This is a genomic window from Pseudooceanicola nanhaiensis, assembly GCF_020171315.1.
GTDB classification, from domain to species: domain Bacteria; phylum Pseudomonadota; class Alphaproteobacteria; order Rhodobacterales; family Rhodobacteraceae; genus Pseudooceanicola; species Pseudooceanicola nanhaiensis_A.
In genome coordinates this window covers 1-11,537 of the sequence record NZ_JAIUZP010000013.1, presented here as the reverse complement: position 1 = coordinate 11,537, position 11,537 = coordinate 1, and the positions used below count along the sequence as shown (strand labels likewise).

At 66.8% G+C, this 11,537-nt stretch carries 10 protein-coding genes; 9 read left to right on the top strand and 1 reads right to left on the bottom strand.

Features of this window, described 5'->3' with window-relative positions; translation table 11 throughout:
* Nucleotides 1-11: 11 nt before the first annotated feature.
* Complete coding sequence (locus LCM32_RS19060) at nt 12-1,970, bottom strand: 4Fe-4S binding protein (protein ID WP_224822678.1); 1,959 nt, start codon at nt 1,968-1,970, stop codon at nt 12-14.
* A gap of 371 nt (nt 1,971-2,341) precedes the next feature.
* Here LCM32_RS19060 and LCM32_RS19055 point away from each other — a divergent pair, with 371 nt between their 5' ends.
* The 9 genes from LCM32_RS19055 (at nt 2,342) to LCM32_RS19020 (ending at nt 11,168) form a co-directional block, all read left to right on the top strand.
* Nucleotides 2,342-2,881 (top strand): DUF3305 domain-containing protein, encoded by a 540-nt coding sequence (locus LCM32_RS19055; protein WP_224822796.1) that lies wholly within the window; start codon nt 2,342-2,344, stop codon nt 2,879-2,881.
* Nucleotides 2,878-3,504 carry a DUF3306 domain-containing protein gene (locus LCM32_RS19050; RefSeq protein WP_224822677.1) on the top strand — a complete coding sequence of 209 codons (627 nt, stop codon included), beginning with the start codon at nt 2,878-2,880 and terminating at the stop codon, nt 3,502-3,504. Before LCM32_RS19055 ends, LCM32_RS19050 begins: the two co-directional genes overlap by 4 nt.
* Nucleotides 3,501-4,115 (top strand): molecular chaperone, encoded by a 615-nt coding sequence (locus LCM32_RS19045; protein ID WP_224822676.1) that lies wholly within the window; start codon nt 3,501-3,503, stop codon nt 4,113-4,115. Before LCM32_RS19050 ends, LCM32_RS19045 begins: the two co-directional genes overlap by 4 nt.
* 87 nt (nt 4,116-4,202) lie before the next feature.
* On the top strand, nt 4,203-4,403 hold the full coding sequence (locus tag LCM32_RS19040; protein WP_224822675.1) for a twin-arginine translocation pathway signal protein: 201 nt from the start codon (nt 4,203-4,205) through the stop codon (nt 4,401-4,403).
* A gap of 166 nt (nt 4,404-4,569) precedes the next feature.
* Nucleotides 4,570-7,557 (top strand): formate dehydrogenase subunit alpha, encoded by a 2,988-nt coding sequence (locus LCM32_RS19035; RefSeq protein WP_224822674.1) that lies wholly within the window; start codon nt 4,570-4,572, stop codon nt 7,555-7,557.
* A 14-nt stretch (nt 7,558-7,571) separates the two neighbouring features.
* A complete protein-coding gene (gene fdh3B / locus LCM32_RS19030) occupies nt 7,572-8,165 on the top strand; it encodes a formate dehydrogenase FDH3 subunit beta (protein ID WP_224822673.1) in 594 nt (197 codons plus the stop codon).
* A 201-nt stretch (nt 8,166-8,366) separates the two neighbouring features.
* Nucleotides 8,367-9,596, top strand: coding sequence for a formate dehydrogenase subunit gamma (locus LCM32_RS19025; RefSeq protein ID WP_224822672.1), 1,230 nt, complete (start codon nt 8,367-8,369; stop codon nt 9,594-9,596).
* 81 nt (nt 9,597-9,677) lie between these two features.
* Entirely contained in the window at nt 9,678-9,803 is a 126-nt protein-coding gene (locus LCM32_RS22025; protein ID WP_263618246.1) for a hypothetical protein, read from the top strand.
* Nucleotides 9,804-9,821: 18 nt separating this feature from the next.
* Nucleotides 9,822-11,168, top strand: coding sequence for a sigma-54-dependent transcriptional regulator (locus LCM32_RS19020; RefSeq protein ID WP_224822671.1), 1,347 nt, complete (start codon nt 9,822-9,824; stop codon nt 11,166-11,168).
* The last annotated feature ends 369 nt before the right edge of the window (nt 11,169-11,537 follow it).

Sequence of the window (11,537 nt, the reverse complement as noted above, 5' to 3'; positions counted from 1 at the left end):
CTTCGAAGGGCTCAATGGTCGCGCCGCTTGGACAGGTAATCGTCGGTGGTCCGGGGCCGCGGGCGGGGGGCGCCGGTCATCGGGTTGTTCTGGGCGTGATACTGCGCATTCACCCGGCAGTCATCGCACATCTGGATCATTCGCAGCCGCTCGCCATCGGCGAACATGGAGTGAGACTGCAGCTTTTCGGTGATCCGGTCGATGGTGGATTTCACCCCGAAGAGCGTGCCGCATTCGACGCAGGCGAAGGGCTCCTCCTCGTTCAGGATCTCCTGCGACAGCGCGCTTTCGTCGAGGTTCAGGCGCGGCTCGTAGGCGATGGCATCCTCGGGGCAGACATGGGCGCAGAGACCGCATTGCAGGCAGGCGTCCTCCTGGAAGCGCAGCTGCGGCAGGTCCGGGTTGTCGCCAAGCGCACCGGAGGGGCAGAGCGACACGCAGGAGAGGCAGAGCGTGCAGGCCTCGGTGTTCACCAGCACCGCGCCATAGGGCGCGCCCTCGGGCAGGGGCAGGGTGCCGCCTTCGGGGTGCAGGGCGCGGGCGGCCTGACGGGTGATCTGGCGCCGGGTGCCCATGGGGCGGACCGGGGTCGTCACGGGCGCAGGCACCGCGACCCCGAAGAGCGCGTCGGAGAGCGCATCGGGATCGGAGGTGTCGAGGACAGCCACGCGGCCCCCGCCTGCGAGCGCCGAGGCAAGGGCGACCTGCGCCGTCATGGCGTCACGGTCGGCCCCGGGGCCGGGCAGCAGGGTCAGCGCGGCGAAGCCCGCGCCAAGCGCCGCCATCGCCTCGGCATGGCCGAAGGCGCCGATGGCGGACATTTCCAGCGGGATCACGTCGGCGGGCAGGCCACGGCCATGGCGGGCGGAGAGGCGGATCATCTCGGCCCCGTGGGCATCGTGGACCAGCAGGCGCGGCGCGGTGCCGCCCGCGTCAAGGTAGGCCTTGGCCAGCGTCTGAACCCGGCGCATCGTCATGTCCACCGGCGGCGCGTCGTAGCTGACCGCCCCCGAGGGGCAGGCCGAGGAGCAGGCGCCGCAGCCCGCGCAGATCATCGGGTCGATGGTCACGTGGTCGCCGTCGGGCAGGATCGCGCCGGTGGGGCAGAGGTCGAGGCAGCGGGTGCAGCCGGTCTGCCCGGCGCGGGAATGGGCGCAGAGCAGCGGCTCGACCCGGATGTAGAGCGGCTTTTCGAAGGTGCCGGTCAGATGCGAGGCGGCCAACACGGCGGCGGCGACGGCCTGCGGGTGGTTCGGATCGGCACGCAGGTAGCCTTCGCGTTTCTCATGCGCCGGGAAGAGCGGCGGCGCGCGGCGCAGGTCGAGGATCACGTCGCATTGGCTCTGCCCGCCGTCGCGCGGCGCGCTGAGGGTGAAGCTGCCGCGCCCGCCGGGGTCCACCATCTGGAGCGCGTCGATCGTCATGTCGAACTGGCCGAGCGCGCCTTTCGCCTGCCGCAACCGGCCGACGATCACGTCGAAATCGCGGGTGTCGGGAATGTCCTCCGCGCGCTCCAGCAGGACGGTCACCCCGAGGTGGTCCTTGAGCTGCGCCGCGGCCTCCAGCGCCGCCTCCGCCGGGCCGAGGATCAGGCACAACCCGTGAGAGGTGACATCCAGCATCCGCTCGGGCGCGGCGGGCAGCAGGGCCTCGGCGGCGAGGGCGGACATTTTGGCCAGTTTCGGGGCGGGATCTGCCGACCATCCGGCCCGGTCCCGCAGGTCGAGCAGGGCAGGGGCCTCTACCTCCAGCTCCTCCGCGAGGGCCTGGAAGGTGCGTGCTTCTTGCGTGCAGCAAAAAATCGTGTCCCCTGCGTCACCCTCGGTCAGCGCGGTCACCGCGCGGTCGATCTGGGCGGTGCAGAGCGCCGAACAGGGGGCAGAGACCTGCAAGCCGGTGGCCTTGGCGAGGCCTGCGGCGTCAATCGTCTGAGTCCCCAGACAATCGCATGTTATCAGTGTCTTGGCCATGTTCTCATCCCCTGGCTCAGGCCCCGTTTCGGCCTGCTCTGGCGCGGTCGCGTGGGCAGGCTAGCCAGTTTTCCGGACCGGCTTCAACAGGATTCCCGATGCTGCAAATGCAGCATCGGGGCTGCGATGCACGGGTGATTCGCGGCAGGGCCGATCTGATTCGGTATGCCTCCGTATTCAGAGTAAAATGCTCAAGATGGACAGAATGTCCCTTCGTCCCCGCGGGACTCCGCCGACCCGGCCAGAACGTCCCGAAGCATGACGATTTTGTAGGCACCTTCTGGTTTCACCTTTCGCCATTTCATCGAACCCTTCATTTTGAGGCCCTGCGAGGAAGAGCATTGACCCAAGATCTGAAACCCTACCGGAACATGCCCGTCGGCGTCGTCATCAAGCGACAGCCGGGCGTGACGCGTTGGGCAAAGTATGCGTGGAAGGCGACCTCGATCCTGCCTGGGGCCGCTGACGCCCACTGGCGGGAGCTGCGCCGCGAGGGCGAGGTCGTGGAATTCCACGCCGCCACCGTGACGCTGGAACTCTTCGGAGCCGAGACGGAGGCGTATGTTCACGGCCTCGGCGCCGAAGTGCCCTGCGTCTACGTGATCATGCGCCCGAAGCCGGAGACCCCGGCGCATCCCTTCGAGGTGCTTCTGATCACGGCCTCGCCCTATGAGGCGCAAGATTACTGCGACACCGGCGAAGAGGTCGTCGAGAAGGTCGCCATGACCCCGGGCCTGCTGGCCTGGGTGCATGAATTCGTGGAGCTGTTCCACGAGGACGAGGAATTCGTGAAGCGCCGCCGCCACAAGGAGCGGATGGACAAGGTCGAGGACGGTATCGGCGATCCGCGCATCGGCGGCATGGGCGATGTCTATGCCTCGCCCGCGCTGCAGCGGAGGCGGATGCAATGAGCAGTTTCTGGACCCGTCGCCGTCAGGCCGTCGCCGCGGAAGCCCGCCGCGAGGTGGAGGCCGAACAGCAGGCCGTGGCGCAGGCCCACGAGGCCGAGCTGGAGGCAAAGACCGACGAGGAGCTGCTGGCCGAGCTTGGCCTGCCCGAGCCGGAAACCCTGACGGGCGGCGAAGAGCTGCGCGCCTTCCTGGCCGCGGACCTGCCGCAGCGGCTGAAGCGGCGCGCGCTGCGCACGCTGTGGCGGTCGAACCCGGTGCTGGCCTGCCTCGACGGGCTGAACGACTACGACGAGGATTTCACCGGTGTAGGCGTCACGCCGCGGGCGGTGCAGACGCTTTACCAAGTCGGGCGCGGTTTCGCGCAGCAGATCGAACAGGTGGCCGAGGCGGTCGAGGACGAGGCGGCCGAGGATGAGATCGCGGAGATCGCGGCCGAGGCAAGCTCGGTCCGGGTGACGGAGGCAGAGCCTGCGGCGCCCATCGGACACAATTCGGAGGCCATGGGCCTCGCGGACGCGCCGGAGGAGCTCGAGGCAGAGCCCCTGCCGCCGCGGTTCCGCCGGATGCAGTTCCGCTTCGAGGCCCCGACACAGGATATGACGGCGAAGGAGACCACGGCATGAGCCAGACGCGCGAAGCCACGCAGAGCCGTATCGCGGAGGAGGACCGCCTGCGCGCGGACCTCTACAATTTCCTTGGCGTGCTGCTGTCGGGCCCGCCGGACGGGATGCTGCTGGAGCAGACCGCCGGGCTTCAGGGCGACCAGAGCGAGCTGGGGCAGGGCATCTCCACGCTGGCCAAGCTGGCGCGGTTGAGCAAGCCCAAGACCGTGCAGAGCGAGTTCAACCGGCTCTTCATCGGCCTTGGCCGGGGCGAGCTGCTGCCCTATGCCAGCTACTACCTCACCGGCTTCCTGAACGAGAAGCCGCTGGCGGTGCTGCGGCAGGACATGCAGGCCCGCGGGCTGGCCCGGGCCGAGAACGTCTTTGAGCCGGAAGACAACATCGGTTCGCTGATGGAGATGATGGGCGCGATGATCGTGGGCCGTTTCGGCGCGCCGGCGACGCTGACCCAGCAGCGGGACTTCTTCAACCGGCACATCGCGCCTTGGGCGGGGCATTTCTTTGCCGATCTCGAAGGGGCCAAGAACTCGGTCTTCTACGTGCCGGTGGGCACGGTGGGGCGCTGCTTCATGCAGGTCGAGGCCGAAGGATTTCGAATGAGCGCGGGCTGACCCCCGCGATCTGGCGGGCCGACGGGCCCGCGACCGGTGCGTTGTCGCGTACCTTCACAGAGGGCAACCAGCAAGGGGAGGACTCTCATGACCGGAAAGACCGAACGGGCCGACAAGGGCCGGCGCGATTTCCTGAAACTGGCCGGCACCGCCGCGCCGCTGGCGGCGATTGCCGTCGCCACCACCGGGACCGAGGCGGATGCCGCCCCGATGGACCCGGACCTGTCGAAGGACGGGATGCAGGATACGGCGCACACCCGCGCCTATTACGCCGCCGCCCGTTTCTGACGGGCCCTGCCTGCCGCCGCGCAGGCCGATGACATAGCCAGGCCCGGGAACCCCGGACCGGACGACCCGGCAAGAGACGACTGGTTGCGAGACGCCCGACTGCCCTTGCCACATTCATAGCCACCAGGTGCAGGGCTCAGTTCCTGCCACCCAGGGAGTGAGAACCATGTTGAGGAAAAAGACCAACGGGGTTGCGCGACGCCCCCAGCGGACAAGTATCCTGTCTGACGTGGCCCATGCCTCGGTCGATCGCCGTGCGTTTCTGCGCGGCTCCGGGCTGGCCATCGGCGGCCTTGCCGCCATTGCCGCGACAGGCGGCACCGTAACGCAGGCGAAGGCGGCCTCGGCCGTTGCCACCGGCGTCATCGTGACCAAGAAATCGGTCTGCACCCACTGTTCCGTGGGCTGCACCGTGATCGCCGAAGTGCAGGGCGGCGTCTGGATCGGGCAGGAGCCCGGCTGGGACAGCCCGTTCAACCTCGGCTCGCATTGCGCCAAGGGCGCCTCGGTCCGCGAACACGCCCATGGCGAACGCCGCCTCAAGTACCCGATGAAGAAGGTCGGGGGCGAATGGCAGCGCATCAGCTGGGATCAGGCGATCAACGAGATCGGCGACCAGATGCTGTCGATCCGCGAGGAAAGCGGCCCGGACAGCGTCTATTGGCTGGGCTCGGCCAAGCATTCGAACGAACAGGCCTACCTGTTCCGCAAGTTCGCCGCCTACTGGGGCACGAACAACGTGGATCACCAGGCGCGGATCTGTCACTCGACCACCGTTGCGGGTGTGGCGAACACATGGGGCTACGGCGCCATGACGAACAGCTACAACGACATCCACAACAGCCGGGCGATCTTCATCATCGGTGGCAACCCCGCCGAGGCGCACCCTGTCTCGCTTCAGCACGTGCTGAAGGCGAAGGAGCAGAACAACGCGCCGCTGATCGTCTGCGACCCGCGCTTCACGCGGACCGCGGCCCATGCGGACGAATACGTGCGCTTCCGGCCCGGCTCGGACGTGGCGCTGGTCTGGGGTATCCTCTACCACATCTTCGAGAACGGCTGGGAGGACAAGGAGTTCATCCGCACCCGTGTCTGGGGGATGGACCAGATCCGTGACGAGGTGAAGCGCTGGACCCCCGAAGAGGTCGAGCGCGTGACCGGCGTGCCGGAAAGCCAGGTGCATCGCGTGGCCCGGACGCTGGCCAACAACCGTCCCGGCACCCTGATCTGGTGCATGGGCGGCACCCAGCACACCAACGGCAACAACAACACCCGCGCCTACTGCATCCTGCAGCTGGCCCTTGGCAACATGGGCACCGCGGGCGGCGGCACCAACATCTTCCGCGGCCACGACAACGTGCAGGGCGCGACGGACCTTGGTGTTCTGGCCGATACGCTGCCGGGCTACTACGGCCTGACCGCCGGCTCCTGGGCCCACTGGGCCCGCGTCTGGCAGGAAGACCTCGACTGGCTGAAAGGCCGCTTTGCCACGATGAAGGGCAAGGACGGCAAGGATAAGGCGATGATGAACCTCTCGGGGATCACCGTCAGCCGCTGGATCGACGGTGTGCTCGAGGCGAAGGAAAACCTCGATCAGCCCGACAACACCCGCGCCATGGTCTTCTGGGGCCACGCGCCCAACTCCCAGACCCGTCTGAAAGAGATGAAGACGGCGATGGAGAAGCTGGACCTGCTGGTGGTGGTCGATCCCTATCCGACCGTTTCGGCAGTGCTGCAGGAGCGGACCGACGGCGTCTACCTGCTGCCGGCCTCGAGCCAGTTCGAGACCCGCGGCTCGGTGACCGCCTCCAACCGTTCGCTCCAGTGGCGCGAGCAGGTGGTGGAACCGCTGTTCGAAAGCCTGCCCGACCACGTCATCATGACGAAGTTCGCGAAGAAGTTCGGTTTTGCCGACCGGATGCTGCGCAACATCGAGATGGATGGCGAGGAAGAGCCCAACATCGAAAGCATCACCCGCGAGTTCAACCGCGGCATGTGGACGGTCGGCTATACCGGGCAGAGCCCGGAGCGGATCAAGATGCACATGGAAAACCAGCACACGTTCGACAAGACGACGCTGCGCGCGGTGGGTGGCCCGGCCGATGGTGACTTCTACGGCATGCCCTGGCCCTGCTGGGGGACCGCCGAGATGAACCACCCCGGTTCTGCCAACCTCTATGACACCTCTCTTGCGGTGAAGGACGGCGGCCTGCCGTTCCGCGCGCGCTACGGGGTGGAGCGGGACGGCCAGAACCTGCTGGCGGAAGGCACCTACACCGTGGGTTCGGAGATCCAGGACGGATACCCGGAATTCACGATGCAGATGCTCGTCGATCTGGGCTGGGACAGCGATCTGACGCCCTATGAGCGGAAGATGATCGAATACGTCGCAGGCTATATCGATGCGCGGCCGGAGACCGATACCGAGGTGGGCGAGCAATCGCAGACCGGGCCGTATCCCTCCGACTGGGCGGACAAGATCGGTGGCGTGAACTGGAAGACCGACCTGTCGGGCGGCATCCAGCGTGTGGCCATCGCCCACGGCTGTGCCCCCTATGGCAACGCCAAGGCGCGCTGCGTGGTCTGGACCTTCCCGGATCCCGTGCCTGTGCACCGCGAGCCGCTCTACACCAACCGGCGCGACCTCGTGGCGGATTATCCGACCTACGACGACAAGATGGACTTCTGGCGGGTTCCGACCCTCTATTCGTCGATCCAGAAGAACGACTTCTCGAAGGACTACCCGATCATCCTCACCTCCGGCCGTCTGGTCGAATACGAGGGTGGCGGCGACGAAACCCGGTCCAACCCCTGGCTGGCCGAGCTTCAGCAGAACATGTTCATCGAGATCAACCCGCGCGACGCCAACAACATCGGTGTGCGTGACGGGGCGCAGTGCTGGGTCGAAGGTCCGGAAGGCGGGAAGATCCGCGTGATGGCCATGGTCACCGAACGGGTGGGTGAAGGCGTGGCCTTCATGCCCTTCCACTTCGGCGGTTACTTCGAGGGCGAGGACCTGCGGTCCCGTTATCCCGATGGGGCCGATCCGATCGTGCTGGGGGAATCCACCAACACGGCCCAGACCTATGGCTATGACTCGGTCACCATGATGCAGGAGACGAAAGCGACTCTCTGCAAGATCATGCCTGCGTAAGGAGATAATAGAGAATGGCACGCGCAAAATTTCTCTGTGACGCCGAACGCTGCATCGAGTGCAACGCCTGCGTCACCGCCTGCAAGAACGAGCACGAAGTGCCGTGGGGCATCAACCGTCGTCGCGTCGTGACGATCGAAGACGGCAAGCCCGGCGAACGCTCCATCTCGGTCGCCTGCATGCACTGTTCGGACGCGCCCTGCATGGCCGTCTGCCCGGTGGATTGCTTCTACCAGACCGACGATGGCGTCGTCCTGCACTCCAAGGACCTCTGCATCGGCTGTGGTTACTGCTTCTATGCCTGCCCCTTCGGCGCGCCGCAGTACCCGCAGGCCGGCAACTTCGGCTCCCGTGGCAAGATGGACAAGTGCACCTTCTGCAACGGCGGCCCCGAGGAGAACGGCTCGGAGGCGGAGTTCAAGAAGTACGGTCGCAACCGGATCGCGGAAGGCAAGCTGCCGATCTGCGCCGAGATGTGCTCCACCAAGGCCCTGCTGGCGGGCGATGGCGACATGGTGTCGGCTATCTACCGCGAGCGCGTGGTCGCCCGCGGCTTCGGCTCGGGCGCCTGGGGCTGGGGTACGGCCTACGAGAAGAAGAACCCGTAAGACATCTTGCGGACCGGGCGGGGCCAGACCCCGCCCGGTGCTTCCACTGATTTCAAGACCAAGACCGGCGGAGGGGGCCCCGAACCCGTCCGGCGACTGCACCGACAGCGGCAGGGGACCCCCCTGCCTGTACGTATTGGCGCGAGACATCCCGCTCCCCACGGGTTTCGCGGCCTTTGAAGCATGCCAGGGAGAAAACCCATGCTGCGCCACCTGATGGCCCTACTGACCCTCACGCTGCTCTCCCTGCCGATGGCGGCGGGGGCGCAGGACCGCGCGACCCTCGACCCGGTCACCGGTACCTCGGTCGACAATGCGCCCGCAACGGGCACCGGTCGCCAGACCCTCGAAGACATCCTTGCCCGGCAACGGGGCGAGGAACCCCGCAACCCGGTCCGCAGCGAGGAACTGGGCGGTGATGCGCTGAACGTGCCGGGGATGGCCCCGCTCGGCTCCTTCTCGGACAGCGACATCTGGCGGCAGATCCGCTTTGCCGACGGGGATATCCGGAACTCCACCCTGAACCCGAACGGCGATTACCTGATCCAGACCGGCGGCATCTGGTGGGAGACCTTCCGCAAGACCACGCTGGCCAAATGGGGCGGCCTTGCCCTGCTGGGTACCATTGCCCTGCTCGCCGTCTTCTACCTGCTGCGCGGCCGCGTCCGCGTCGATGGCGGCCTCGCCGGGCGCACCGTGGAACGGTTCAAGTTCATCGAGCGCATGGCGCACTGGACGCTGGCGGGCTCTTTCATCCTGCTGGGGATCACCGGGCTCTTCACGCTCTTCGGGCGGCTCTACCTGATCGACATCATCGGGCACGAGGCGAATTCGACCATCCTGACCGTGGGCAAGTACATCCACAACAACGTCAGCTGGGCCTTCATGGTGGCGCTGATCCTCGTCTTCGTCATGTGGGTCTGGCACAATATTCCCGACCGTACCGACATCACCTGGTTCGCGCAGGCCGGTGGCATCATCGGCAACAAGCACCCGCCCGCGAAGAAGTTCAACGCGGGGCAGAAGATCATCTTCTGGTCGGTCATCCTGCTGGGCGGTTCGGTCTCGGTCTCGGGCCTGTCGCTGCTCTTCCCCTTCGACCTGCCGCTCTTTGCCCATACCTTCGAGATCCTCAACGGCTGGGGTGTTCCGGGCTGGTTCGGCCTCGATCCGCTGCCCGTCACGCTGGCCCCGCAGGAGGAGATGCAGTTCGCGCAGCTCTGGCACGCGATCGTCGCCTTCGCGATGATGGTGGTGATCCTCGCCCACATCTATATCGGGACGCTCGGCATGGAAGGGGCCTATGACGCCATGGGCTCGGGCCAGGTGGACGAGAACTGGGCGCATCAGCACCACTCGATCTGGCTCGACAAGGTCAAGGCGGAGGAGGCCCAGAAGGCGGCCAAGTCCGGCGCGACCCCGGCAGAATGACGCGCTGACACGATCCGGCGGCGGGGGAGGACTCCCGCCGCGCTCTCCCTCACACTATCTGTCCCTCAAGGAGGGTCCCCTATGAAAGCCATGCTCAGCGGCTTCGCGGCCATCGTGATTATCGGCTTCGGTGCGCATTACGTGCTCGAATCCCTCGACTTCTCATCGCAGGATGTGTTCTCCAGCCCGAACGTCCGGGTAAACTGACCCGGGGAACGAGGTGCAATGAACGGACGGGATGAATACGGCGGCAGGCTCAGCGGTGCCTCGATCCTCGTGGTCGATGACGAGCCGGGGATGCGCAACTTCCTGACCAAGATCCTCGGCCCCCATGTCAAGCTGGTGGAACAGGCGGCCTCGCCCGCCGAGGCCACCCGCCGTCTGGACGAAACGCATTACGACCTCGTCATCCTCGACAACATCATGCCCGGGCGCACCGGGCTCGACTGGCTCGACGAGCAGCGCCGCAAGGGGCTCTTCGCCGAGACGATCCTGATCACCGCCTACGCCGACCTCGACACCGCGATTGCCGCGCTGCGGGTGGGCGTGGGCGATTTCGTTCTGAAGCCGTTCCGCGCGAACCAGATCCTCGGCGCCGTGGCCCGCGCGCTCGACCGCCGCTCGCTGCGGCGGGACAACACGCTCCTGCGGCGCGAACTGCACGCGGGCGGGGCGGGCGCCGGCAAGCTGCTTGGCAAGTCTGAACCCATGGTCGCGGTGCGCGACATGCTGGAGAAGCTGGCCCCCCTGCCGACGCCCGTCCTCTTCACCGGGGCCAGCGGCACCGGCAAGGAACTGGCCGCGCGACAGCTGCACCGCCTCTCCGACCGGGCCGAGAAACCCTTCGTCGCCGTCAACTGCGCCGCCATCGCGCCCGGCCGCATCGTGCCGGAACTGTTCGGCACCGTGGATGGCCCCGACAAGCTGACGCCCGGGCTCCTGCTGCTGGCCGACGGCGGCACGCTCTTCCTTGATGAAGTGGCCCAGATGCCCGAGCCGCTGCAGGCCGCCATGCTCCGCGTGCTGGAAGACCAGCGCTTGCGCCCCGAGGGTGCCGCGCGGGAAATCCCCCTCGACCTGCGATTCCTCTTCGCCACCAACGCGGATCTCAAGGCCGAGGTCGCGGCGGGCCGGTTCCGCGCCGACCTCTACCACCGCATCAATGTCATGCAGATCGAGATGCCCCCGCTGCGCGACCGCTCCGAGGATATCGTCGAGCTGGCCGCGCTCTTCCTGTCGCAGTTCCAGGCCTCGCTGGGGATGCGGGGTCTCAAGCTGAACGACGAGACGCTTCTGAAGCTGCGCCGCTACGACTGGCCAGGCAACGTGCGCGAGCTGCGCAACCTGATCGAACGCTCCGTGATCCTCGGGGCCTTCCCCGAGGAATTCGCGGGCGCCGGCAAGGTGACCGGTGTGCAGGCGGTCGAGAACCTCGACCTCGTGATGCAGCGCCACATGATGCACATCCTCGATCTCAGCGGCGGCAACCGGGCCGAGGCCGCACGTCGACTCGGCGTGTCCCGCAAGACCATCGACCGCAAGATGGCGCTCTGGTCCGACGAAGACCTCTGAGAGGCAATCGGGGCCGAGTCTCCGGCCCCGATTCCAGCCGACTCGCCGCAAAATCCGCTTCTTTCCGGGGCGCACCGACCTTCTGACGGTTGCCCGCCTTCTCCCCGCAACCCGTTGACGCAGCGGTAGATTGGCGGGCGCCTTTCTCGCGCCTGTCGGCCCTTATCCCTGCATTTCCCTTGAATCGCTGGGCTTGCCGCCGATCCGCTGCACAAGCCAGCCGCAGCTGTCGCCGGGTCATCCGCCGTTGTGCGAAAGTTTTTTGAAGATCCCTCTTGCGGGTCCTGCGGTCTATCCGTAAATAGCCCCTCACCGGCGGCGCTGAGGCGCTGACGGGGCGCTGGACGGCGCGGGGGCGAGAGCCACTGC

Bases quoted from the DNA above. Each gene is read 5' to 3' on its own strand.
- LCM32_RS19060 (WP_224822678.1), bottom strand. From the start codon at position 1,970: ATGGCCAAGACACTGATAACATGCGATTGTCTGGGGACTCAGACGATT.
- LCM32_RS19045 (WP_224822676.1), top strand. From the start codon at position 3,501: ATGAGCCAGACGCGCGAAGCCACGCAGAGCCGTATCGCGGAGGAGGAC.
- fdh3B (WP_224822673.1), top strand. From the start codon at position 7,572: ATGGCACGCGCAAAATTTCTCTGTGACGCCGAACGCTGCATCGAGTGC.
- LCM32_RS22025 (WP_263618246.1), top strand. From the start codon at position 9,678: ATGAAAGCCATGCTCAGCGGCTTCGCGGCCATCGTGATTATCGGCTTC.
- LCM32_RS19055 (WP_224822796.1), top strand. From the start codon at position 2,342: ATGCCCGTCGGCGTCGTCATCAAGCGACAGCCGGGCGTGACGCGTTGG.
- LCM32_RS19025 (WP_224822672.1), top strand. From the start codon at position 8,367: ATGCTGCGCCACCTGATGGCCCTACTGACCCTCACGCTGCTCTCCCTG.
- LCM32_RS19040 (WP_224822675.1), top strand. From the start codon at position 4,203: ATGACCGGAAAGACCGAACGGGCCGACAAGGGCCGGCGCGATTTCCTG.
- LCM32_RS19035 (WP_224822674.1), top strand. From the start codon at position 4,570: ATGTTGAGGAAAAAGACCAACGGGGTTGCGCGACGCCCCCAGCGGACA.
- LCM32_RS19020 (WP_224822671.1), top strand. From the start codon at position 9,822: ATGAACGGACGGGATGAATACGGCGGCAGGCTCAGCGGTGCCTCGATC.
- LCM32_RS19050 (WP_224822677.1), top strand. From the start codon at position 2,878: ATGAGCAGTTTCTGGACCCGTCGCCGTCAGGCCGTCGCCGCGGAAGCC.